Origin of the sequence: Conservatibacter flavescens (assembly GCF_002795425.1) — a bacterium.
GTDB lineage: Bacteria > Pseudomonadota > Gammaproteobacteria > Enterobacterales > Pasteurellaceae > Conservatibacter > Conservatibacter flavescens.
On sequence record NZ_PHHA01000028.1, the window covers coordinates 22,911 to 47,248 of the forward strand.

Consider the following 24,338-nt stretch of genomic DNA (forward strand, 5'->3'; position numbering starts at 1 on the left):
AATTCAAAAAGGAAAAAGTGCGGTGCTTTTTGGCAAAAATTTCAAAAAACCAACCGCACTTTTAAGACATTACTTAGCAAGCGCTGCCGCTAAATCCGTAGCGGCATCACCTGTGGTGCGTAAGCCGAATTTTTCGTTTAAGATCGCAAGTAAATTATCATTTAAGAATGCCGGAGCGGTCGGCCCGGTGTAAATGTTTTTCACGCCTAATGCTAATAAGGTTAACAATACTACAATCGCTTTTTGTTCAAACCAAGAAAGCACTAAAGTCAACGGTAAATCATTCACGCCACAACCTAATTTGTTGGCTAAATTTACCGCTAGCATAATGGCAGAATAAGAATCGTTACATTGCCCGGCATCTAATAAACGAGGGAAGCCGTCAATATCACCGAAATCTAATTTATTAAAACGATATTTACCACAACCTAAAGTTAACACTACGCTATCTTTTGGTACTTTTTGGGTAAATTCTGTATAGTAGCTACGCTCTTCCAGGCTGCCGTCACAACCGCCCACGACAAATACATGTTTTAATTTGCCTTTAGCAACCATATCAATCACCGCATCAGAAGAATCCAATAACGTTTGACGGCCGAACCCCACAGTAATATTGTGCGGAATCTCATCATAAGGGAAACCGGCAAGTGTTTTAGCTTGTTCAATAACCGCAGAAAAATCCTCGTCGTCCAAATGTTTCACACCCGGCCAACCGACAATGCTACGCGTCCAAATGCGATCGCCATATTCACCTACATTCGGGTCGATCAAACAGTTAGAAGTCATAATGATTGGTCCTGGGAAACGGGCAAATTCTTTTTGTTGATTTTGCCAACCTGAACCATAGTTACCCACTAGATGTTTGTGTTTTTTTAATTCCGGATAGCCATGTGCCGGCAGCATTTCGCCATGAGTATAAATGTTAATACCGGTACCTTCCGTTTGTTCCAAAAGAGCTTTTAAGTCTTTTAAATCATGACCGGAAATTAAGATACATTTACCTGCAATCGGTTTCACATTAACCGTTGTCGGAATCGGATTACCATAGGCTTCCGTTTCACCTTTGTCCAATAAAGCCATCACTTCAAAATTGGTTTTACCGACATTCATCGAGCATTCTACAAGCGCATTAATATCGCTGGGATTGGTGCCGAGATAAGCCATGATTTCGTGGTATTTACGATATACTTCATTGTCGTATTGGCCTAATACATGCGCATGTTCCATATAGGCAGCCGCACCTTTTAAACCGTATAACGCCAACATACGTAAGCCGTGTGCTTCTTCACCGATTTCTGCTTTGTCTTTGTTCAATGCAAAATCCACTGCTTGTTCCGCCAAAGTATGAATATCCGCATCTTTTAATTGCAGATGTGCTAGCGGGTGATCTAAATCCGCACTTGGATTCTTTTCGCGAATACGTTGAATTAAGCTATCACGATAAGCAATGGCTTCTTGTGCATAACCGACAATACGCGCAGAATCAAAATTTACGTTAGTTAATGTGGAGAAAAATGCACGCGCTGCAAAAGAATCTACATCATGATCGATGATTGCATAATCACGAGCAAGCAATGCCCAAGCCGAAAGGCTTTGCAATGAAGCCACTAATAAATCTTGTAAATCGGAAGTTTCCGCTGTTTTACCACACATGCCTTGAGAATAACTACAGCCGTTCCCCGTTGGTGCGTGCATTGTTTGTTCACATTGAATGCAATACATAATTAATTCCCCTTAAAAACACCTACTCCAAATAAATCCTGTTATCTTTATTGATAATCAAATAAATGCATTTTGAGACCAAAAACGAACTTAATGCGGTATCAAATTGAATTTAAAAGATGATATTATTTAATTTGTCTACGAAACCTACAGATGTGGCGATATTCAGATAACAAATCATCTCTCGCCAAAGTCACAAATTAAAAAACAGTGACGATAATAAGAGGAAAGTAAAGGAGAACAAAACGGTTTACTCGGATATTTAATACTTTTTTGATTTAGATAAAATTTCCTACCCAATTACAGGTACAAACATAAACCGTTGTTTTAATGAGATTTATTCTTAATTCAATTATGAAGATGTTGTTGTTTTAATATGATTGCGCCCTACCATTCGGCTTTTCAACCATGTTCCAAGCCCCCAAAATAGGGTCAATATTAATGATAAAATATAAATAGAGTGATTACCAAAAACCGCATATGGGGTGCGCCCTGTTGTTGGCATAACCCGTTGGGTTAACGTCACTTGTTCAAATTGTGGCGCTTGGGCAATAATCTTGCCTTTGGCATCAATGAATGCTGTAATGCCTGTATTTGTCGCCCGAATCACCGGTTTTCCTAATTCCAGCGCACGCATTCTCGCCATTTGCAAATGTTGCCATGGTCCAATTGAATGACCAAACCATGCATCATTAGAAATCGTCAAAATAAAATCCGTTTGTTTTTGTATATTTTCTTGTAATTGTGAGCCGAAAATAATTTCGTAACAAATCGCAGGCGTAAAATAACGCTCTTTACTGAATAATGGCGATTGCACTATGTCTCCTTGTTGGAAGTTTGACATAGGTAAATTAAAGACAGTTCCTAACGGGCGTAAAATGCTCTCTAGCGGGACATATTCACCAAATGGTACTAGATGATGTTTGTTATAACGATTTTTTGTCTCATCACCATAAGGCTTTTCCTGGTTACCTAATACAATAATAGAATTAAATAACCGTGCAATGGTCTGATCTTGGTACACCGTACCAATAATAATTTCCGTCCCCTTTTCCTGCGCCGCTTGTTGCAAATCTTGTAATAATGGCGCAATACGATTTTCTAGGGTCGGTAATGCGGCTTCCGGCAGTATCACGACATCTGACTGACCTAAATGTTCTGCTATCTGCTGAAAGTAAATGTCCAAAGTACGTTGTAAATAATCAGGATCCCATTTTAAATTTTGTTCAATATTACCTTGCGCCAGCGTAATCGTCAGTGCTTTTTCAGGTACCTCTTTAACAAAATGTTGTTTACCTGCATACACACTCACACTGCCAACCACCAACAACATACACAGATTTGCGATCACAATATTCCAACGTGGCCCTTTAAAAATAGCCGATAAACTATTTAGAATAACCGCGCTGCTCCATACCACAAAAAAGGTTAACCCAGTTACGCCAAAAAAGGGTGCAAGCCCTGCAAATGGGCTATCAATTTGCGTATAACCGAATTGCAACCATGGAAATCCTGTAAATACCCAACCGCGCAGGAATTCAGTAAATGTCCAAACAACGGGGTACATCGCAAGTTTTTGAATCTGAAAACGCTGGATAATATAAGCAAATAAAACCGGATAGAGTGCCAGGTATGCCGATAACAAAACGACCAATAAATAACTCACAATTAATGGCGCGCCACCAAATTGGTGAATACTCACGTTTAACCAGCTCACCCCAACTGAGAAAAAGCTTAGCCCCCACAAAAACGCCCCCCAAAGTGCGGTTTTTTTATGGGGATTTTTAACCACAATCAACAATCCAATGAGAGACAGATAAGCCACACCCCATAGGTCAAAGGGTGAAAAAGCAAGAAAACCGATGCCACCACTAAAAAGTGCGGTCAAATAATAAAAAATTTTGCCCATTAATCTTGTGTCTCAGTTTCAACTTCTTTTTCCATTTCTGGTAACTGTTCATCAGGCACCGTTACACGTAATTGAATGATGCGGCGACTATCGGCTGAAGTGACTTTAAAGTGAATATTTTCTAATGTAATTTCTTCCCCTCGATTTGGTAAATAACCAAATGCCTGCATGACTAATCCACCGATAGTATCCGCTTCTTCATCTTCAAACTGGGTATTAAATTGTGCATTAAAATCTTCAATATCAGTCAACGCGCGTACAGCATAACTATGGCGAGACAATTGTCGGATATCCGCAATATCTTCTTCATCGAATTCATCTTCAATATCACCGACAATTTGTTCAAGAATATCTTCAATGGTCACTAATCCTGACACAGCGCCAAATTCATCGACAACAATTGCCATGTGGAAACGCTCAGAACGAAATTCTTTTAACATACGATCCACGCGCTTACTCTCAGGGACAATTACCGCTGGTCGTAATAATTCTTGAAGTTGAAACTCTTCAGCATTCGCACGCAAAAAGCCTAAGAGGTCTTTAGCAAGCAACAATCCTTCGATATTATCTCGTTCATTGCTCACGACAGGAAAGCGAGAATGTGCAGACTCAATAATGACATCTAAGCAAGAATCGAGATCTTGTCCTAATTGAATAAATACAATTTGTGAACGAGGAATCATAATATCACGTACACGTAATTCAGAAATTTCCATCACACCTTCAATCATTTCACGGGTGTTTTGATCGATAAGCTCGTTTTGTTCAGAGTCTCTAATCACCTCTACAAGATCTTTACGATTTTTCAATTCGCCTTGAAAAAAGCGCCCGAATAAAGATTGAAAAAAACTCTTCTTTTGATTGTTTTCCGTTTGTGTGGAAATCGTTACTTGTTCTTCGCTCATAAAAATATTCAATAGTAAATGTCGGATTGACACACAAGCAAGGTATCATATTTTATATGAAAATAAAAGGTAAGAATATCGCGCGTTTCCGCTACTCCTACCTCAAAGATCTATCTGAAAATACTCACGGCTTCAACATAGGCTATCATGTCACAAAGGCAAATTTAGTCCAATGTTGATACCATTCTCTCGCTTTACTTATCCCGCCTAAATGGCGCCACTCTGGATGGTTCGGAGTATCCGGCAAAGCTTGTGTTTCAAGGGCGATACCACTGTAATCCGCATACACACCCTGCTCACGTGTCGGCGTACCGCCTAAATAATTTCCGGTATACACCTGTAACGCAGGTTGAGAAGTATAAATTTTCAACCCTAATTCGCCAGAACCGGTTGTTAAATGCGCGACTGGAACTTGTCTAAAATCGGGGCGATGATCAAGTAAAAAAGCATGATCATAGCCCTTAGTAAGCTTTTGCTCATCTTGTAAGAAATCTTGTGAAATCACTTTCCCTTGACGAAAATCAAATGTCGTTTGTTCCACTGATTTTAATGGCGCATTCGGTATACCCGCTGAATCCACTGGCAAATATTGCGTCGCATGGAGTTGTAAAATATGATTGCGTACATCTCGACCCGTTTGCGCATTTTCTAGATTAAAATAAGCATGATTTGTTAAATTAAGTGGGGTATCTTCATCACTTTGTGCTTCAAATTCGACTTCTACCCCATTATCTTCCGTTAAACGGTAAACCACTTTAACCTGAACATTTCCCACAAATCCTTGATCACCATCAGGTGAGAATAACGAAAATTCTACAAAATTTTGACCGCACTTTTCCACTTGCCAAGTGCGTTTATCAAATCCATTGCCGCCGTGTAATTGATGTTCCCCCTGATTGGGCGTTAACTCAACCCATTTACCATTTAACAAAAATCGACTATTTGCAATTCGGTTTGCATACCGACCTATCGTTGCCCCTAAATAAGCCTGTTGATGTCTATAGTCTTGTGGCCGGCAACCTAACAGAACCTCACGCAATTCACCATTTACAGGCACCTGACATGACAACCAAGTTGCCCCCCAGTCCATAAGTTCTATCACCATGCCATGACTATTCGTTAAACGAATGATCTGTGGCGTTAGCATACTTGCACTCCTTGCGATGCGACACAAACGTAAAAATCTTCTTTTAAACCCGTTTGTTTTTCATAATTTTTTGCAATAATCTCGCGAACATCATCGACTTTATCTAATGGTGCTAAGGCGACAATACATCCTCCAAAGCCCCCTCCAGTCATTCTAGCGCCCCCTGATTTACCGATTGCCACCTGAGCCAATTCCACTAAATAATCCACTTCTGGAACCGTAATTTCAAAGTCATCTCGCATAGAGTCGTGAGATTGCCCCATTAATTCGCCTAAACCGGCAAGATCGCCTCTTTGCAACGCTTGTACAGCATCAAGCACTCGTTGATTTTCAGTGACAATATGGCGTGCACGTTTGGCAACATCTCTATCAAGCGCGATTAATTCGGCTTCTTTTTCTTTAAATTGTGCAATACTCACATCACGCAAAGCTTTTACGCCAAAAAAAGCGGCGGCACGTTCACACTGTGCACGTCTAGTATTGTATTCTCCCGCGACGAGATCGTGCTTTACATTAGAGTTCACAATAATCACCGCTACATCAGATGGCACCGGTGTTGCAATGGTGTCCAAGCTACGACAATCAATCATCAATAAATGCTCAGCTTGTCCTAACGCAGAGATCAACTGATCCATATTGCCACAATTTGCCCCCACAAATTGATTTTCAGCTTGCTGGCCAATGAGGGCAAGATCAGTATTCGTTAATGGTAAATTTGCCAATTGTTGACAAAATTTCCCTACCGCCACCTCCAATGAAGCAGAAGAGCTTAAGCCTGCGGATAAAGGCACATCACCTTTAATCACTAATTCGGCACCGGTTGTAAATTCAGGACAACGCTGCTGAATATATTTCACCACACCACGCACATAGCCAGTCCATTTTCCCTCTGACGAAGGCACAATAGGGGCTAACAATGAAAATTCATCAAACAATTCAAGATCTGCTGCATATACTTTAAATATTCCGTCTGTACGCGCTTTCCCACTGATGGCCGTTCCATAATTAATTGCACAAGGCATGACAAAACCATCATTATAATCTGTATGTTCCCCAATAATATTCACTCGCCCTGGTGCATATACCGTGATCGTTGGCTCTGAATGAAAAATCTGCTGAAATACTTTTTTTGCTATTGCTACTTGGGTCATGAAATATTCCTTAATACTCTAATGTACGGAAAAACAGATAATGTTTCCCATTAATTTTGGCTGAATAATAAATCAAGTTTATCGATATTTATAATGTATGTCGCTCAATGCTCGTAACCGTTCAGCCGCTTGTTCTGCGGTTAAATCCCGTTGACTTTCGCCCAACATTTCATAGCCAACCATAAATTTCCGCACAGTTGCAGAACGTAATAGTGGAGGGTAAAAATGGGCATGTAATTGCCAATGAGCATTATTGTTTTCATTAAATGGCGCAGCATGAAAGCCCATTGAATATGGGAAGGAGGTTTCAAATAAATTATCATAACGTGTCGTTAATTTTTTCAAAATTAACGCCAAATCCTGCGACTGCGTCTCTGTGAGTTCAGTTAATCGTTTTACATGTTCTTTTGGTAACAATAATGTTTCAAATGGCCAAACAGCCCAATAAGGCACAAGGGCGACCCAGTGTTCTGTTTCTACCACAATACGTTCTTTGAGTGCCAATTCTTTTTGAACGTAATCCACCAACATCACCGAACCATACTCTGCAAAATAGTGCTGCTGAGTGCGATCCTCTTTTGCGACTTCATTTGGTAAGAAACTATTTGCCCAAATTTGTCCGTGAGGATGGGGATTTGAACACCCCATCGCCTCACCTTTATTTTCAAAAATCTGTACCCATTGATATTTTTGTCCTAATTCAAGCAATTGGGCTTGCCATGTTTTAATGACGGCGAATATTTCTGATTCACTTAATAAAGGTAGCGTTTTGCTATGATCCGGTGAAAAACATATCACTCGGCTTTCCCCTTGAGCAAGTGCGGTCTGAAATAATGGATTTTTAGTAAACGGCGGGATCGGGGTATCTGTCATCAATGCAGAAAAATCGTTTTTAAAAACAAAAGGTTGTGTATAATTTGGGTTATGTTCCCCTGTAATCCGTTGATTACCCGGACATAAGTAGCAACCCTCATCATAAGTCGGCATATGTGATTCTGCGACTTTCTCTTGCTGCCCTTGCCAAGGACGCTTTGCACGATGAGGTGAAACAAGTACCCATTCGTCTGTTAAAGGATTATAGCGTCGATGTGGATGTTCTGTCGGTTCAAATTGAGCCTTTTCCATATAAACCTCACAAATGTAAACGATTACAAAATATTTCCTCTAAGATACCATATTTTCCTTAATAATCTGTTAACTTGATCACAAAAGTAGATTTTCCTCCAACAAATAACATTATTTTTGTGAACTAGCTTCCGTTTTTAATAAGTAATCGTTTTCAACAAACCAGAAGTTAACTATGATATAGGCTCGGTCAAATAAGCGGAAAACGAATAAGAGACTCCCTATGATTACCATTAAAGATGTTGCCAAGCAGGCGGGTGTATCTGTTGCCACAGTTTCCCGTGTGCTAAATAACCACTCTTCTTCCAGCACAAAAACTCGTGAAGCTGTATTAGCCGCCGCCAGCGCATTAGGTTATCAACCAAATGCCAATGCGCAAGCACTCGCCTCACAAAATCTAACGACCATCGGTGTTGTTGTCACTGATGTCACTGACCCGTTTTTTGCGATTTTAGTCAAAGCCGTTGATCAAGTCGCTGAACAGTATGGCAAAACTATCTTAATTGGTATCGGCTATCACCATGCGGAAAAAGAAAAAGAAGCTATCGACACCTTATTACGCAAACGCTGTAACTGCTTAGTTGTCCACTCTAAAGCCTTAGATAATCATACCCTTGCAAATTATTTAGACCATGTGCCGGGTATGGTTGTGATTAACCGCGTGATTCCTGGTTATGAAAATCGTTGTGTAAGTTTAGATAATCAAAAAGGCACATTTTTAGCGACTCAAACATTGGTGCATTTAGGACATAAACGTATTGGTTATATCGGCTCAAATCATCAAATCACAGATGAGATCGAACGTCAAAGCGGTTATTTAGCCGCCTTAAAACATTATAATTTGCCCGCGCTAGAGCATGCTATAGCTCATAGTTCCCCCGACTTTGAAGGCGGCGAAGAAGCCATGATAAAGTTACTCAGCTTTAATTCTAACCTGACCGCGCTCATTGCTTACAATGATTCTATGGCTGCTGGCGCATTATCCGTACTCAATGAAAATAATATTCGAGTGCCAAGCCAATTTTCTGTGATAGGCTTTGATGATATGCCTATTGCTCGCTATTTGATCCCGAAGCTCACAACCATTCGCTACCCTATTGACTTAATGGCAAATTATGCGGCAAGACTTGCATTAAGCTTGGTCAATGAATCCGTAATAAAACCAAGTCATACTCAATTTAATCCAACCTTAGTACGTCGTTTTTCTACCGAAAGTGCGGTCGAAAAATAAAAAATTTTGTGAGCTAGGTTCCACTTTTATAAAAAAATAATGTAATCGTTTTCATAATGTGAATGAGATCACATTTTTCTAACATTAAAAAAGGTATATTTAACAGCAGTTATCTTAGTCGTAACCGATTGCAACAGTGAAACAGAAAATCGGTCTCGATGCTCAAACTGATGGCTCAATAACAGAGCTAACATTGAAACTTCAATATGGAGACAACTCATGATGAAAAAAACAGTATTAAGCGCAATCGCATTAGCCGTTGGTTTAGGTACTATCAGTGCCACCGCACAAGCCGAAACCCGTATCGGTGTGACTATTTATAAATATGATGATAACTTTATGGCATTAATGCGCAAAGAAATTGATAAGGAAGCGCAAAACTATAAAGACATTAAGCTATTAATGAACGATTCTCAAAACGCACAATCAATCCAAAATGACCAAGTGGATGTGCTCATCTCTCGCGGAGTAAAAGCATTAGCGATTAACTTAGTGGATCCTTCTGCTGCACCAACTATTGTTAACAAAGCGAAACCGGATAATCTTCCAATTGTTTTCTTCAATAAAGATCCGGGTGAAAAAGTGATTTCAAGCTATGAAAATGCTTATTATGTCGGAACGGACCCTAAAGAATCCGGTATTATTCAAGGGGATTTAATTGCTAAGCAATGGAAAGCTAATCCGGATCTCGATCTAAACAAAGATGGAAAAATTCAATTTGTTTTATTAAAAGGGGAGCCTGGACATCCAGATGCCGAAGCGCGTACAAGATATGTAATTGAACAGTTAAACTCACAAGGTATCCCAACGGAACAATTATTTATGGATACCGGTATGTGGGATGCTGCAATGGCTAAAGATAAAGTTGACGCTTGGTTATCAAGTTCACGTGCTAATGATATTGAAGTTATTATCTCCAATAATGACGGCATGGCATTAGGGGCGCTAGAAGCGACAAAAGCACACGGCAAAAAACTACCAATCTTCGGTGTGGATGCGCTACCGGAAGCATTACAATTAATCAAACGCGGGGAATTAGCCGGAACAGTGCTAAACGATGGTGTTAACCAAGGTAAAGCTGTTGTTCAACTATCTCAAAATCTTGCAACTGGCAAACCTGCGGCAGAAGGCACTGACTGGAAATTGGAAAACCGCGTAGTTCGTGTACCTTATGTCGGCGTAGATAAAGATAACTTGGATAACTTCTTAAAATAATTCATATCATCAATATTAGTTGTAAGGGGCGAATTTTTCGTCCCTATTTTTAAGATAAGTAGAAATTGGGGTTGGATATGACCACACATACAGAAAGTCATGATAGTCAAGTGCTACTCACAATGACAAATGTCAGCAAATCCTTTCCAGGTGTTAAAGCATTAGATAAAGCGAATCTTACCGTTCGTTCTCATTCTGTGCATGCTTTAATGGGAGAGAATGGTGCCGGTAAATCAACATTACTGAAATGTTTATTTGGTATTTATGCCAAAGATGAAGGTGATATTTTATTTTTAGGTAAGAAAGTAAATTTTAAAACCTCTAAAGAAGCCTTAGAAAACGGCATTTCTATGGTGCACCAAGAATTAAATCTTGTACGCCAACGCAATGTAATGGACAATTTATGGCTAGGTCGCTACCCAATGAAAGGGATATTTGTTGATCATAATAAGATGTATCATGACACCAAAGCAATTTTTGATGAATTAGATATCCATATTGATCCCAAAGAAAAAGTAGCAAATCTCTCTGTTTCACAAATGCAGATGATCGAAATCGCGAAAGCGTTTTCTTATAATGCCAAAATTGTGATTATGGATGAGCCGACCTCTTCCCTTTCAGAAAAAGAAGTAGATCATCTCTTCAAAATCATCGCCAAGTTAAAAGAGCGTGGTTGCGGCATTATTTATATTTCACACAAAATGGACGAAATTTTCAAAATTTGTGATGAAATTACCATTTTACGTGATGGTAAATGGATTAACACCGTTCCGGTTGCCACATCGACGATGGATAGCATTGTTGCCATGATGGTTGGACGTGAACTCACACAACGTTTTCCGCCTAAAACCAATGAACCGAAAGAAATCATCTTAGAAGTCGAAAACCTTACAGCCAAAAACCAGCCCTCTATCAAGGACATTTCTTTCCAGCTACGCAAAGGGGAAATTCTTGGTATAGCCGGACTTGTTGGTGCAAAACGTACCGATATTGTTGAAACTATTTTTGGTGTGCGTGAAAAAGCCTATGGTGAAATTAAACTACATGGAAAAACGATGAAAAATCGGACCGCACTTGAAGCAATTAATAATGGTTTTGCCCTTGTTACAGAAGAACGACGCTCAACCGGTATTTACGCGAATCTCAGTATTGAATTTAACTCATTGATTTCAAACATGAAAGCTTATATGACAAAATGGGGATTATTAAGCAATAAAAAAATGAAAAGTGACACTCAATGGGTGATTGATTCCATGAATGTTAAAACACCTTCACAAAAAACCACCATTGGTTCATTGTCAGGGGGAAATCAACAGAAAGTGGTTATTGGCCGTTGGCTATTGACACAGCCTGAAATTTTAATGCTAGATGAGCCAACGCGAGGTATTGATGTTGGTGCAAAATATGAGATTTATCAACTGATCATGGATCTCGCTAAAAAAGACAAAGGTATTATTATGATTTCATCTGAAATGCCTGAATTATTAGGGGTAACCGACCGCATTCTCGTCATGAGCAACGGTCAAGTCGCAGGTATTGTAGATACCGCAACAACCTCACAAGAAGAAATTTTGCAACTTGCTGCGAAACATTTGTAATATAAGATAAGGAAATAGTTATGAGCGCCTTACAAAAAAATAAAACTTGGGATCTTTTTAAACAAAATGCTATCTATTTTGTTCTACTTATCCTCCTTGCGGTGATTATTATACAAGACCCAACATTCTTAAATATTATGAACTTTAGTAATATTCTTACGCAGTCTTCTGTGCGTTTGATTATTGCACTCGGTATCGCTGGCTTACTTGTGGTACAAGGCACAGACTTATCCGCAGGACGTCAAGTCGGCCTTGCTGCGGTAGTATCCGCCACCATGTTGCAATCTATGGATAATATGAACCGAGTATTCCCAAATTTAGGGGAAATTCCAATTCCTGTTGTGATGCTTGCGGTATGTGCGATTGGCGCTGTGATTGGTTTACTTAATGGATTCGTTATCGCAGTATTAAACGTTACCCCATTTATCGCGACGATGGGGACAATGATTATCGTCTATGGGTTTAATTCACTCTATTATGATGCTGTAGGAGGTTCTCCTATTGCCGGCTTTAGTGAAACCTTTTCTACCTTTGCGCAAGGCTTTTTTAGAATAGGCAATTTTAAACTATCTTATATCACGATTTACGCCATTATCGCGACCATCATCATGTGGATTTTATGGAATAAAACCCGTTTTGGTAAAAATATCTTTGCCATCGGTGGCAACCCGGAAGCTGCACGAGTTTCAGGTGTTAACGTTGTACGCAACTTAATGATGATCTACATGCTATCCGGTATTTTCTATGCTTTTGGCGGTATGTTAGAAGCCGGTCGTATCGGCTCAGCCACAAACAACTTAGGTTTCATGTATGAAATGGATGCGATTGCCGCAGTGGTTGTTGGAGGGGTATCATTTGCTGGTGGAGTAGGTACAATTATTGGGGTTGTCACTGGGGTATTAATCTTTACCGTGATTAACTATGGCTTAACTTATATCGGTGTAAACCCTTATTGGCAGTATATTATCAAGGGGAGTATTATCATTCTTGCGGTTGCGATTGACTCCCTTAAATACGCGAAGAAAAAATAATTTTAAACCAACATTTTCAAACAGTGGGCAAATGCTCACTGTTTTTTAATTATTTCGTATCAAGGTAGAATCCAGCAAAAATCGCTGTGTAAGTAAGGAAGGCTCTATGAAAAATCAAGAACAAAAAAATATTTTATTAGCACTTTCTACTGTTCATGGTATTTCTGATTTAATTCATAAAAATTTAGAACATTATGGTTTTAATGTTATCAATATAGCTCGTTATGATCGTAAGGAAAGACCGTTTGAGTATCCATCTATTATGGATAATATAAAGGTAAAATTTCGGAAGATTTTTCTAAAGGATAAAGAAGCAAAGTTAAAATTGCAATCTGAAATACTTAAGAAAGAATTAGTTTCTTTATTAGGTGATAATAAGGTTGATTATAGTTTATTCTTTCTTGCACAATGTTTCTCTCAAGATTTTTTGAAGTATGTGAAATCTCGAACAAAAGAGAATGGCATGATTAACTATCAATGGGACGGAATGAGACGTTATCCAAGTGTGTTAGATCGTTTGGAAGTCTTTGATCGCTGTTATGTATTTGATGCTGATGATTTGCAGCTTGATCCAAAATTAAAAAGTATCACAAATTTTTATTTTGATTACGATTTAGCACCATTACCTTGTGAATATGATTTTTATTTTCTTGGCGGCCATAAATCAGATAGATGTGAGTTAATGGTAAACTTTGCTAAATATGCAGAAAAAATGCACTGGAATATTAATTTTAATGTCGTATATGATGGAAATAATCAAAATCTTTATCCTAAGAACGTTACATTATTAAAGCCAGGTGAAACACTCAGTTTTGAAGAAAATTTGTATATGGCAAGAAAATCAAAGGTATTACTTGATTTTGTTATTAGTGATCATAAGGGGCTTTCTCTAAGAGTATTTGAAGCATTAGGACATAATAAAAAATTGATTACAACAAATAAAGAAGTCAAAAAATATGATTTTTATCACCCCAATAATATTTTTATATTAGATAATAATTTCGATGATATTCAAGATTTTTTAGCAAAGCCATTTATTTGTATTGATCAGCATATTAAAGAAAAATATAGTTTCGGTAATTGGATTAGATATATTTTAGATATTACACCTCACATACCGATTAATCTACCAAAAGAATAGTGATGAATTTTTATCTAATTGACCATCTGATAATCAAATAAAATTTTCATTATTATTCCCAAAATGCTCAAAAAATTGGTGTCAGTCTAACGCTAAGCAAAATAACGATGGCATACATCTTGTATAATCTTAATAAACTCTTGTTGTAAACGTGTTGGGGCAGTTTTATTATTCGTTGCCATATAAAGATGACAAGGCAATAATGGTTCCTGAATCGGAATGGCTTTTAATGCCGGATGCGCTTGTCCAAATGCTAATACCATTGGCAATAAAATCGAATTCCCCACCCCTTCTTCAACTAAATCCAATAATAATTCTTTACTATCAATTTCAAACACTATATTAGCTTTCTTCTGTAATTTTGCCATTTCATAATCCAGTAATTGACGAAATGTATTATCTTGCGTAGGTATAATTAATGGAATGGTTTCTAAATCCTTTGCTGTAATTTTTGACTTATTCAAAAATAATGGATCATCTTTACGTACAATCAAACACAAATAAGCTTGAGTTAATAGCTGATAATCTATTGCGGCAATAAATGAGGGGTTATGCAATAAACCAACTTGTAAGCGTCCAAATTCTAGCTGTTCTTGTAAATCACTGGTCAACCCCTCGCGCACAATAAGGTTAGCATCGGGTAAACGTTGATGAAAGGTTTTGATAATATCTTTTGCGAGTAATTTTGAAAGTGTTGGCGGAATCCCTAAACTAATCGTTCCTGTGATTTTCCCACTATGGCGATTTAGTTCATCTTTTAATTCATCTAATTGAGACATAATGCGGTAACTATGAGATAAAAGAATATTTCCCGCTTCCGTTGTCCTGACTCCTCGTCCATTTCGAATAAATAAATTTTGTCCTAATGCCACTTCTAATTGACGAATATGCCGGCTCAATAATGGTTGAGCAACATCTAATTGATCTGCCGCACGTGTATAGCTATTAAATTCTGCTACCTTAATAAAATACATCAGTTGTTTTAACTCCACCATAAATCACCACCATTTTTGTTATATCTGATAGAACAATTATGCACTTTTTAGTAGACATTGGAATATTTACAATAATAAAAAATTATTTTTGGAGGCAATATGAGTTCACAAATCCCCATCCCTTGTATGTTAATGCGAGGAGGTACATCTAAAGGCCCCTTTTTTACCTTTCAGGATTTACCTGAAGATATTGAAACTCGGGATAAAGTTCTCCTCGCACTGATGGGATCACCGGATAAACGCCAAATAGACGGTATTGGAGGAGCAACCCCTTTAACCAGTAAAGCGGGCATTGTGCGTAAAAGTCACAAACCGGGTATCGAATTAGAGTTTCTATTTGTGCAATTACAGCCAGATAGCACAAGTGTGAATACCAATGTTAATTGCGGCAATATGCTAGCGGCAGTGGTGCCTTTTGCATTAGAACGAGGTTTAATCACAGCACAACATCCAACGACAACCGCACGCGTGCTAACACTGAATACTGGTGTGATTGCGGATATTACGGTGCAAACACCAAATGGTGAAATACATTATGATGGCGATACCAAAATAGATGGAGTCCCTCATAGCCATGCTCCAATACAAATCCGTTTTTTAGATACAGAAGGATCCACCTGTGGTCAGTTATTCCCCACAGGCAACACCTATGACGAATTTGATATCCCGAAAATAGGTAAACTTAACGTCACTTGTATTGATAATGGTATGCCGATGGTGCTTATTTCTGCACAAGATTTAAATCGTACCGCCTATGAAAGCGTTTCCCAATTAAACCAAGATCATGAATTAAAAGAGATACTAGAAAATCTCCGTCTTCAAGCGGGCTATAAAATGCAGTTAGGTGACGTATCTGATAAAAGCTACCCCAAAATGTGCTTATTAAATCAGCCTATTCAAAATGGCCATATACATACTCGCTGCTTCATTCCTCACATATGCCATGAAGCAATTGGTGTTTTAGCCGCAGTAACCATCGCTACTGCTTGTGCTATGAAAGGCACGGTTGCCTATGATTTATCTCGCTTTGAACCGGATCGTCCTTTCTCAGTCGAACACCCTAGTGGGGAATTCAGCGTATCACTAACCTGTGATCAGCAAGGCAAAGTAACACATGCCGCCCTATTACGTACTGCAAGATTATTAATGCGAGGAGATGTCATGATCGCAAAATCAATTTGGTCAAAAGGAGAATAATATGAGTTTAGTCATTGATTGTCATGGGCATTATACAACCGCGCCAAAGGCCTTAGAACAATGGCGTAATAAACAAATCGCAGGAATCAATCAGCCCTCTGAGATGCCCAAAGTATCCGATTTAAAAATCTCTGATGATGAATTACGGGAATCCATTGAATTAAATCAACTAAAATTTATGCAAGAACGCGGCGCTGATATTACTCTTTTTTCGCCACGAGCAAGCTTTATGGCGCACCATATTGGTGATTACAATATTTCAGCTACTTGGGCATCTATTTGTAATGAATTATGTTATCGAGTGTCACAATTATTCCCAAACCATTTTATCCCTGTCGCCATGTTACCGCAATCACCAGGTGTTCCTACAAAGACCTGTTTAGCTGAAATAGATCGCTGTGTAAATGAATATGGTAATGTTGGAATTAACCTTAACCCAGATCCTTCTGGTGGGCATTGGACATCTCCTCCGCTCACCGATCCATACTGGTTTCCTATTTATGAAAAAATGGTGGAATATAACGTACCCGCCATGATTCATGTGAGCACGAGTTGTCATCATTGTTTCCATACGACTGGGGCGCATTATCTTAATGCCGATACCACCAGTTTTATGCAATGTTTGCAGGGCGATCTATTCAAAATATTCCCAACCTTACGTTTTATTGTTCCCCATGGCGGTGGTGCAGCGCCTTATCACTGGGGGCGTTTTCGTGGTCTTGCCATGATGATGAAAAAACCAACGCTAGAAGAGCATTTATTAAACAACATCTACTTTGATACCTGTGTTTATCATCAACCCGGTATTGATTTACTCGTCGATGTTATCCCTTACAAAAATATTCTCTTTGCTTCCGAGATGATTGGTGCAGTACGAGATATTGATCCTAACACCGGATTCTATTTTGATGATACTAAACGTTATATCGAAGCAAGCACATTAACCAAAGAACAAAAATATCACATTTATGAAGGGAATGCCCGTCGCGTTTTCCCACGATTAGATCAACAGCTAAAAGCAAAAGGGTTATAGATTATGCATACGTTACAAATCAATCAATTAGGCATTGTAAAACGTCATATCACGCGTGCACCACAAAGTGCGGTCCAAAAATTAAAAAATTTTGGTGTCGCAACAATCCACGAAGCGATGGGAAGAATGGGGCTTATGCACCCCTATATGCGCCCTATCTACCCCCATGCAAAATTATGTGGTACGGCAATTACCGCTTTATTACAACCTGGTGATAATTGGATGCTACATGTTGCCGCAGAACAAATTCAGCCAGGCGACGTTGTGGTTGCAGGCTGCACTTCTGAATGCACAGATGGTTTTTTTGGTGAATTACTAGCCACTTCCTTCCGTAAGCAAGGTTGTCAAGGATTAATCATTGATGGTGGTGTACGTGATATAGAAGCATTAGAGAATATGCATTTTCCTGTGTTCAGTAAGGCTATCCATGCCAAAGGGACAATCAAAGCGACGGTTGGTTCGGTGAACGTTCCCATTATCTGCGCTGGTATGGTGGTCTATCCTGGAGATGTTGTCATCGCCGATGCTGATGGCATTGTTGTCGTCCCTGCAGAACAAGCACTTGATGTAGCAAATATTGCCGAAAAACGAGAAGCCAATGAAGCCATCAAACGTTCGCAGTTTGAAACAGGGATTTTAGGGCTAGACCTCTATCAAATGCGTGAAAAATTAGAAAAAGCAGGTCTGAAATATATTGATTAGGAGTCATGATATGAAATTTGAAACTACGCCGGGTTGGCTACCATTTCACCCTACCCCATCAAAACCCCAGTTAATTTTACCTAAAGGCGCAGTAGATGCCCACTGTCATGTATTTGGGCCTGGCGATAAATTTCCCTATGCGCCTGAACGAAAATATACCCCTTGTGATGCCCCAAAAGAAAAGTTATTTGAATTACGTGATTGGTTAGGCTTTGAAAGAAATGTCATCGTGCAAGCCACCTGCCACGGCACAGATAATCGTGCTTTAGTTGATGCTTTAATAAGCTCACAAGGCAAGGCTCGGGGAGTAGCAACAGTCAAGCATGATATTGATGAAACTGAATTATTCGCCTTACATCATGCTGGCGTGAGAGGTGTACGATTTAATTTTGTTAAACGCTTAGTGGATTTCACCCCTAAAGAAACCCTCATGAAAATTGCCCATAAAATCGCCCCGTTAGGTTGGCATATTGTTGTGTATTTTGAATCGGTAGATCTACCTGAATTATGGGATTTCTTTACCCATTTACCCACCATTGTTGTCGTGGATCACATGGGGCGGCCTGACGTTAGCAAAACCGTTGACAGTCAAGAATTTGCTCTGTTTATGAAGTTAATGCAACAACATACAAATATTTGGTCTAAAGTGTCTTGCCCTGAACGTCTAAGTAAAACAGGCCCAAAAGCCCTATATGGTGAACAATTTGCTTATACTGATGTCGTTCCATTCGCACAACGTCTTATCCAAGATTTTCCTGATCGTGTGTTATTCGGCACAGACTGGCCTCACCCTAATTTAAAAGATCACATGCCTGACGACGGATTACTGGTGGATTATATTGCACAAATTGCCCCTACGGAACAAAGCCGTCAACGTTTATTAGTCCATAATCCAATGCGTTTATATTGGCCGGAAGAGCACAAAAAAATTTAAAAAACATACCGCACTTTATCGTGTGGTAAGGAGAATAGCATGGCTAAACAACCTTTTTACAAAGAATTATATTTTCAAGTCTTAATCGGGATTATTTCCGGTATCGCCTTAGGATACTTTTATCCCGACTTCGCGGTACAACTTAAACCTTTAGGGGATGCTTTTATCAAATTAATTGCCATGATAATCGGCCCCATTATTTTTTGTACCATTGTGACAGGTATTGCAGGCATGAAAGATATGAGTGAACTAGGTAAGGTCGGCGGAAAAGCCTTAATTTACTTTTTTATTATGTCTTTTATCGCATTAATTATTGGTTTAATATGGGGACACATTATCCAACCTGGCATCGGCTTTAATATTGATCCCGCCGCCTTAGATACCACATCGTTAACCAAATATACCGAGAGTGCAAAAAATGTCAATCTCACAGACTTTGTCATGAACATCATTCCTGCGACATTTGTTGGTGCCTTTTCCTCTGGTAACGTACTCGCTATTTTATTAGTGTCTATTTTATTTGGTTGTTCATTATCTGTATTAGGCGAAAGAGGAAAACCTGTTTATAATTTTATTGAAAGCGCTTCAAAAGTCTTTTTCCATAATGTACACCTAATCTCCAAATTATCTTCCATTGGCGCATTTGGCGCGATTACTTACACGATTGGTGCTTACGGTTTAGCCTCTTTAATCCCGCTTATTAAATTTATACTGGGTTTCTATGCCCTTTTGCTTGCATTCACCCTAGTCATCTACGGCCTCATCGCTAAATTATGTGGTGTCAATTTATTCGCCTATCTCCGCTTTATTAAAGAAGAACTATTAATTATTCTTGGCACTGGTTCCTCCTCTGTTGTATTACCTCACATCATGGAAAAACTTGAACGTTTGGGCTGCCCAAAATCGGTTATCGCACTCGTGGTTCCATCAGGTTATTCATTCAATCTTAATGGAACGAATCTATATATGACAATGGCCATTATTTTCATTGCTCAAGCGACAAATACTGACTTGAGTTTAACCAACCAAATTATCTTATTAATTGTAGCCATGCTCACTTCAAAAGGTGCAGCTGGCGTAACTGGCGCAGCATTTGTTATGCTAACGAGTACATTAATCGTCTTACCGATTGTTCCTGTTGCTGGCATGGTATTAATTTTAGGTATACACCGCTTTGTTGGCACTGGGTTAGCGATTGTCAACTTAATTGGCAATGGGATTGCGACTATCGCCATTTCAGCATGGAATGGCAGTTTTGACCAAACTAAAATGCAACATGTTTTTCATGAAACAGAGAGTATCTCAAAAAGTTAACCAGCTGAACTACCCATTAAAAATGAGTAAGGACACAATCGTGTCCTTACTGCAGCATTATCTCCGTTGTATTATCCAACAATTATGAATCTGTTTATTGCGTTCAAAATCTAAAGGTAACGTTTTTTCTGAAATTTCTACCGCACTTAAGCCTAGCGTTTCAAGAGCCGCGAAGTCCATTTTAAACCCACGTTTATTATTAGAAAAAACAATAATACCCGCTTCTCTTAATAAACGATCTAACTGGGCAATTAATTTAACATGATCACGTTGTACATCCCAACTCTCTTCCATGCGTTTGGAATTGGAAAAAGTTGGCGGATCCACAAAAATTAGATCAAATTGTTTATCACAACGGCTTAACCACTGCAAACAATCTGCTTGAATTAATTTATGTTGTTTACCTTGAATATCATTTAACAATAAATTTTGTTCTGCCCAATTTAAATAGGTATTGGACATATCCACTGTGGTTGTTGAACGCGCGCCACCTAGTGCAGCATGAACTGTTGCCGACCCAGTGTAAGCAAACAAATTCAGAAAATCCTTATCCTTTGCCATTTCGCCAATTTTTTTACGTGTTAAACGATGATCTAAAAATAAGCCTGTATCCAAATAATCTGTTAAATTTACCCACAATTTCGCGCCATATTCCTGAACATAAAAATATTCGCCATTATGCGCCAATTTTTCATATTGATTACTTCCCTTTTGCTTTTGGCGCACTTTTAACACTAACTTATTCGTGTCAACGCCAGTAACCGCTAATGTTGCAGTTACTGCATCGAGCAAACGCTGGCGAGCTTTATTTTCATCAATATTTTTCGGTGCAGCATATTCCTGTACAACAATATGATCACCATAACGATCAACCGCTAAATTATAATCTGGCAAATCCGCATCATATAAACGATAAGCATCTAAGCCCTGTTGCTTCGCCCATTTTTCAATTTTTTTGATATTTTTCTGCAATCGATTAGCAAAATCTTGGGCGATCCCACTATTCATTGCAGAATCAAAATTCGGTAGCCCTTTTTCGCTATTTTGTTGAATAAAAGTGCGGTCTGAAATCTGATAGTTTTTTTGTACACAGTCTAATGGACCATTTTTGGCTTTGAATTGACGGTGAGAACGTAAACGTAAGCAGTCTAATAATGTTGGTTCTCCACTAAATACCGATACATTCCAATTAGCAAATTCGGTTTTTAAGCGCTGTCCAAAAACAGAATATAACGCAATAAGCGCCGGCGTTGCACCTAAACGCTCCCCATAAGGAGGGTTACAAATCACCGTACCTTGTTGTTCTGGCGAAGGATTCTTTAATGCCGCAACATCGGATTGTTTAAATTGAATCAAATGTGCAACACCCGCATTCTGTGCATTTTTTCTTGCTTTCTGTAGCACACGATGATCCAAGTCAAAACCATAAAAATGAGGTTGTGGATTATGTTTTAATTGTGCTTCAGCCAAAGCCAATGCTTCTGCTTTAATGTTATTCCAAACTTCCTGATTATGTCCTAACCAATGATCAAATCCCCAGTGCATGCGTTGCAATTGCGGCGCAATTCGTGCTTCCATTTGCGCAGCTTCAATCAATAATGTCCCTGAACCACACATAGGATCCACCAACGGAGAACCTTTTTGCCAACCAGAACGCAACACGATTGCAGCAGCCAATGTCTCACGTAATGGCGCTTTTCCTGTCTCGCTTCGATAACCCCGAAAATGTAATGCTTCGCCGCTTAAATCTAAAGAAACGATTAATTCGTCACGATTAAGATAAACATGGATACGAATATCCGGATAATCTTTATCGACAACAGGTCGCACACGCCCCTGACGTTCAAAATAGTCAACAATGCCATCTTTCACGCGCATTGCGCCAAATTGAGTATGTCGAATTTCCTGATTGGTTCCGTTAAAATCCACTAAAAAACGAGACTTTTCATCAAAATGCTGCAACCAAGCATGATTGACAATAGAAGAATACAGATCTAATTCACTATAAATTTTGGTTCGAATAAGAGGAAATAACACGCGTGAAGCCAAACGAGACCATAATAATACTCGGTATTGGCTTTCATCATCAGCCTGAAAATGCACTCCGCCTTGTGCGATCTGGCAATCTGTTGCACCATACTCAATTAATTCATTTTTTAATAATTCTTCAAATCCACGTGCAGTCGTGGCAAATAATGTTTTCATTCGATACTCTTTATTTTTAACGTAAATGCTCTTTGAGTAATTCTCGCAAACTACGTTGTAATTTTCGATTAAATTCAACTTTATATTGTCGTGAACGACAATCACCAAAAAAACTCACCGGCACTTCTAATTTTGTATTGGCAATATTCGGTAAAAATGTTGTCTTAAAGTCACATTGCTGTGTCGAAAAATCCATTTTTCCCGTCCCCATTAAATGCAATAATGGCATCGTCATTTCTAATTTTTCTACTTGAAGATGATCATTCTGCCAGATTAACTGTGCCGTCGCTGAATGAAATTCCGTATCCAAACTTTTCTCTTTTAATGCCTGTTCGTCATAATTAATCGGGATATATTGCGCAATCATGCTCAATAAATTCATCCCGTTCAATTTACCATTATGTACAAGAAAGGCTAATTTTCCGACAGGAAGCTGAGGTTGTTTAAACTGCAATGTTCCCCAAATATCGCCCTTACCACTCATGATAGAATCAATATTAAGTGCCGCGAATACCGTTGCGATTTCTACGTCTTTCCCGATTATACGATATGAATCATGGGCATAAATATCTAAACTTCCCTGTGCCGAACGAAAAAATACCGTGTTATTTAAAGTATACTGTAAGCGCACATCATGTAGCTCAGCTTTATTCAACACCATATTCGTCACATGTAGTTGTATAGCATTATTCGCTGACAATAAAACGCCATTTCGGATTGCCAATTGAACCGGAAGTTGATTATTAGGAGAACGGAAAGATAAATCCAAATGAAAGGCTTTTTTAAACCAATTATTTTCCGCTAAATCAGACACTGAAAGCGCGGTCGGTTCCAAACTAACATTAATGCCTTGAAACTCCGCCAAATCTGACCGCACTTTACTATGCAAAACCGCCTCATGCACTCGAATAAAGCGCACTACTGGACTGGTTCTAAGCAAAGAGAAAAAACCAAACTCAATATCCGCTTTAGGCGCTGCCACATACCAATCACGCTTTGGCCGATACGTAACATTTTTAAGAGTTAATACCAAAGGGAATAATTGTAGGCGAATATCTTGTGGCTGTATCTCAATATCATGCTGAGCAAATACCGCAACTAGCTGAGTTTCAAGCCTATTTTTCTGCACAAAAAACACACCAAAGCTAAGTAGCAAAAAAATAGCCAAAACCCCAACGCTTTTTTTCATCATGATTGATCTTCGTTAATACGGCTGGCTACAGCGCCTTGCTGGTTTTTATATTTGGCATCCTGACGGCGATTGTATGGTCTCGCCGCTTCACCGCTTAACACTTCAAAACTTAACGCCCCAATCACCATATTTGGACGTAGTGCTAAAGGGAGTTTTCCTGAATTATAAAATTCCAACACAATTTTGCCTTCCCAACCTGGATCAATACGATGGGCGGTCACATGAACCATAAGTCCTAAGCGAGCAAGAGAAGAGCGGCCATCTAACCAACCAATAATATTTGCAGGCAATTTCACGGACTCCAACGTGGTTGCTAACGCTAGCGCGCCAGGATGTAAGAAAAAAGCTTCATCATCTTGAATTAAAATCTCATCACTCATAACGGATTCAAGCTGTGCGGCTACTTCTTCTTTTGGCCCACTTAAATCAATATAAGGCGCGGAATGTTCACGAAACACGCGAAAAGAATTTCCTAAACGCACGTCAATTGTCGCGCCATTAATTTTATCATTACTTGGGCGTGGTTCGAGGGCAATAATGCCATCATCTAAATAACGTTCTATATCTGTATCACATAATCTCATGCTATGT

General features: G+C 39.0%; 20 protein-coding genes. 10 read left to right on the top strand and 10 right to left on the bottom strand.

The window, feature by feature from the left end:
* Positions 1-69 precede the first annotated feature (69 nt).
* From hcp to galT, 6 genes are all read right to left on the bottom strand, one after another.
* Entirely contained in the window at positions 70-1,722 is a 1,653-nt protein-coding gene (gene hcp, locus CVP05_RS10770; protein ID WP_100289574.1) for a hydroxylamine reductase, read from the bottom strand.
* A 352-nt stretch (positions 1,723-2,074) separates the two neighbouring features.
* Entirely contained in the window at positions 2,075-3,631 is a 1,557-nt protein-coding gene (gene lnt, locus CVP05_RS10775; protein ID WP_100289575.1) for an apolipoprotein N-acyltransferase, read from the bottom strand.
* A complete protein-coding gene (gene corC / locus CVP05_RS10780; protein WP_100289576.1) occupies positions 3,631-4,536 on the bottom strand; it encodes a CNNM family magnesium/cobalt transport protein CorC in 906 nt (301 codons plus the stop codon). The genes lnt and corC overlap by 1 nt, the downstream gene beginning before the upstream one ends.
* A gap of 145 nt (positions 4,537-4,681) precedes the next feature.
* Positions 4,682-5,683: a galactose-1-epimerase gene (gene galM, locus CVP05_RS10785; RefSeq protein ID WP_100289577.1), complete on the bottom strand. Its 1,002-nt coding sequence runs from the start codon at positions 5,681-5,683 to the stop codon at positions 4,682-4,684.
* Entirely contained in the window at positions 5,677-6,834 is a 1,158-nt protein-coding gene (gene galK / locus CVP05_RS10790; protein ID WP_100289578.1) for a galactokinase, read from the bottom strand. The genes galM and galK overlap by 7 nt, the downstream gene beginning before the upstream one ends.
* Before the next feature lie 78 nt (positions 6,835-6,912).
* Positions 6,913-7,959 (bottom strand): galactose-1-phosphate uridylyltransferase, encoded by a 1,047-nt coding sequence (galT, locus tag CVP05_RS10795; RefSeq protein ID WP_100289579.1) that lies wholly within the window; start codon positions 7,957-7,959, stop codon positions 6,913-6,915.
* Between the two features lie 223 nt (positions 7,960-8,182).
* Between galT and CVP05_RS10800 the strand changes: the two genes are divergently transcribed.
* The 5 genes from CVP05_RS10800 to CVP05_RS10820 all read left to right on the top strand — a co-directional run bounded on the left by CVP05_RS10800 (position 8,183) and on the right by CVP05_RS10820 (position 14,175).
* On the top strand, positions 8,183-9,190 hold the full coding sequence (locus CVP05_RS10800) for a substrate-binding domain-containing protein (RefSeq protein WP_100289580.1): 1,008 nt from the start codon (positions 8,183-8,185) through the stop codon (positions 9,188-9,190).
* Positions 9,191-9,412: 222 nt separating this feature from the next.
* Complete coding sequence (mglB, locus tag CVP05_RS10805; protein ID WP_100289646.1) at positions 9,413-10,405, top strand: galactose/glucose ABC transporter substrate-binding protein MglB; 993 nt, start codon at positions 9,413-9,415, stop codon at positions 10,403-10,405.
* Between the two features lie 77 nt (positions 10,406-10,482).
* A complete protein-coding gene (gene mglA / locus CVP05_RS10810; RefSeq protein WP_100289581.1) occupies positions 10,483-12,003 on the top strand; it encodes a galactose/methyl galactoside ABC transporter ATP-binding protein MglA in 1,521 nt (506 codons plus the stop codon).
* A 20-nt stretch (positions 12,004-12,023) separates the two neighbouring features.
* The gene (gene mglC, locus CVP05_RS10815) at positions 12,024-13,034 is read left to right on the top strand and encodes a galactose/methyl galactoside ABC transporter permease MglC (protein WP_100289582.1); all 1,011 of its coding nucleotides are present in this window, start codon (positions 12,024-12,026) and stop codon (positions 13,032-13,034) included.
* Between the two features lie 106 nt (positions 13,035-13,140).
* Complete coding sequence (locus tag CVP05_RS10820; protein ID WP_100289583.1) at positions 13,141-14,175, top strand: WaaS/CpsH family glycosyltransferase; 1,035 nt, start codon at positions 13,141-13,143, stop codon at positions 14,173-14,175.
* A 92-nt stretch (positions 14,176-14,267) separates the two neighbouring features.
* On the opposite strand, the gene CVP05_RS10825 is transcribed toward CVP05_RS10820, so the two are convergent.
* A complete protein-coding gene (locus tag CVP05_RS10825) occupies positions 14,268-15,170 on the bottom strand; it encodes a LysR family transcriptional regulator (protein ID WP_100289584.1) in 903 nt (300 codons plus the stop codon).
* Between the two features lie 99 nt (positions 15,171-15,269).
* Here CVP05_RS10825 and CVP05_RS10830 point away from each other — a divergent pair, with 99 nt between their 5' ends.
* The 5 genes from CVP05_RS10830 to dctA are packed head-to-tail and all read left to right on the top strand — an operon-like array spanning position 15,270 to position 20,350.
* Positions 15,270-16,367, top strand: a complete 1,098-nt coding sequence (locus CVP05_RS10830) for a 4-oxalomesaconate tautomerase (RefSeq protein WP_100289585.1) — start codon at positions 15,270-15,272, stop codon at positions 16,365-16,367.
* A gap of 1 nt (position 16,368) precedes the next feature.
* Entirely contained in the window at positions 16,369-17,400 is a 1,032-nt protein-coding gene (locus CVP05_RS10835) for an amidohydrolase family protein (protein WP_100289586.1), read from the top strand.
* A 3-nt stretch (positions 17,401-17,403) separates the two neighbouring features.
* A complete protein-coding gene (gene ligK, locus CVP05_RS10840) occupies positions 17,404-18,102 on the top strand; it encodes a 4-carboxy-4-hydroxy-2-oxoadipate aldolase/oxaloacetate decarboxylase (protein WP_100289587.1) in 699 nt (232 codons plus the stop codon).
* A 10-nt stretch (positions 18,103-18,112) separates the two neighbouring features.
* Positions 18,113-19,036, top strand: a complete 924-nt coding sequence (locus CVP05_RS10845; protein ID WP_100289588.1) for an amidohydrolase family protein — start codon at positions 18,113-18,115, stop codon at positions 19,034-19,036.
* A 39-nt stretch (positions 19,037-19,075) separates the two neighbouring features.
* The gene (gene dctA / locus CVP05_RS10850) at positions 19,076-20,350 is read left to right on the top strand and encodes a C4-dicarboxylate transporter DctA (protein WP_100289589.1); all 1,275 of its coding nucleotides are present in this window, start codon (positions 19,076-19,078) and stop codon (positions 20,348-20,350) included.
* 57 nt (positions 20,351-20,407) lie between these two features.
* Here dctA and rlmKL read toward each other — a convergent pair whose 3' ends face one another.
* Genes rlmKL through dcd form a run of 3 tightly spaced genes read right to left on the bottom strand, consistent with a single transcriptional unit; the run spans position 20,408 to position 24,331 of the window.
* A complete protein-coding gene (gene rlmKL, locus CVP05_RS10855; protein ID WP_100289590.1) occupies positions 20,408-22,555 on the bottom strand; it encodes a bifunctional 23S rRNA (guanine(2069)-N(7))-methyltransferase RlmK/23S rRNA (guanine(2445)-N(2))-methyltransferase RlmL in 2,148 nt (715 codons plus the stop codon).
* 16 nt (positions 22,556-22,571) lie between these two features.
* Positions 22,572-23,747 carry a hypothetical protein gene (locus tag CVP05_RS10860; RefSeq protein WP_100289591.1) on the bottom strand — a complete coding sequence of 392 codons (1,176 nt, stop codon included), beginning with the start codon at positions 23,745-23,747 and terminating at the stop codon, positions 22,572-22,574.
* Positions 23,744-24,331, bottom strand: a complete 588-nt coding sequence (gene dcd, locus CVP05_RS10865) for a dCTP deaminase (RefSeq protein WP_100289592.1) — start codon at positions 24,329-24,331, stop codon at positions 23,744-23,746. The genes CVP05_RS10860 and dcd overlap by 4 nt, the downstream gene beginning before the upstream one ends.
* Between the last annotated feature and the right edge of the window lie 7 nt (positions 24,332-24,338).

What these genes read in the sequence shown, in the direction of transcription:
- hcp (WP_100289574.1), bottom strand. Translation starts at nt 1,722, where the DNA reads ATGTATTGCATTCAATGTGAACAAACAATGCACGCACCAACGGGGAAC.
- lnt (WP_100289575.1), bottom strand. Translation starts at nt 3,631, where the DNA reads ATGGGCAAAATTTTTTATTATTTGACCGCACTTTTTAGTGGTGGCATC.
- corC (WP_100289576.1), bottom strand. Translation starts at nt 4,536, where the DNA reads ATGAGCGAAGAACAAGTAACGATTTCCACACAAACGGAAAACAATCAA.
- galM (WP_100289577.1), bottom strand. Translation starts at nt 5,683, where the DNA reads ATGCTAACGCCACAGATCATTCGTTTAACGAATAGTCATGGCATGGTG.
- galK (WP_100289578.1), bottom strand. Translation starts at nt 6,834, where the DNA reads ATGACCCAAGTAGCAATAGCAAAAAAAGTATTTCAGCAGATTTTTCAT.
- galT (WP_100289579.1), bottom strand. Translation starts at nt 7,959, where the DNA reads ATGGAAAAGGCTCAATTTGAACCGACAGAACATCCACATCGACGCTAT.
- CVP05_RS10800 (WP_100289580.1), top strand. Translation starts at nt 8,183, where the DNA reads ATGATTACCATTAAAGATGTTGCCAAGCAGGCGGGTGTATCTGTTGCC.
- mglB (WP_100289646.1), top strand. Translation starts at nt 9,413, where the DNA reads ATGAAAAAAACAGTATTAAGCGCAATCGCATTAGCCGTTGGTTTAGGT.
- mglA (WP_100289581.1), top strand. Translation starts at nt 10,483, where the DNA reads ATGACCACACATACAGAAAGTCATGATAGTCAAGTGCTACTCACAATG.
- mglC (WP_100289582.1), top strand. Translation starts at nt 12,024, where the DNA reads ATGAGCGCCTTACAAAAAAATAAAACTTGGGATCTTTTTAAACAAAAT.
- CVP05_RS10820 (WP_100289583.1), top strand. Translation starts at nt 13,141, where the DNA reads ATGAAAAATCAAGAACAAAAAAATATTTTATTAGCACTTTCTACTGTT.
- CVP05_RS10825 (WP_100289584.1), bottom strand. Translation starts at nt 15,170, where the DNA reads ATGGTGGAGTTAAAACAACTGATGTATTTTATTAAGGTAGCAGAATTT.
- CVP05_RS10830 (WP_100289585.1), top strand. Translation starts at nt 15,270, where the DNA reads ATGAGTTCACAAATCCCCATCCCTTGTATGTTAATGCGAGGAGGTACA.
- CVP05_RS10835 (WP_100289586.1), top strand. Translation starts at nt 16,369, where the DNA reads ATGAGTTTAGTCATTGATTGTCATGGGCATTATACAACCGCGCCAAAG.
- ligK (WP_100289587.1), top strand. Translation starts at nt 17,404, where the DNA reads ATGCATACGTTACAAATCAATCAATTAGGCATTGTAAAACGTCATATC.
- CVP05_RS10845 (WP_100289588.1), top strand. Translation starts at nt 18,113, where the DNA reads ATGAAATTTGAAACTACGCCGGGTTGGCTACCATTTCACCCTACCCCA.
- dctA (WP_100289589.1), top strand. Translation starts at nt 19,076, where the DNA reads ATGGCTAAACAACCTTTTTACAAAGAATTATATTTTCAAGTCTTAATC.
- rlmKL (WP_100289590.1), bottom strand. Translation starts at nt 22,555, where the DNA reads ATGAAAACATTATTTGCCACGACTGCACGTGGATTTGAAGAATTATTA.
- CVP05_RS10860 (WP_100289591.1), bottom strand. Translation starts at nt 23,747, where the DNA reads ATGATGAAAAAAAGCGTTGGGGTTTTGGCTATTTTTTTGCTACTTAGC.
- dcd (WP_100289592.1), bottom strand. Translation starts at nt 24,331, where the DNA reads ATGAGATTATGTGATACAGATATAGAACGTTATTTAGATGATGGCATT.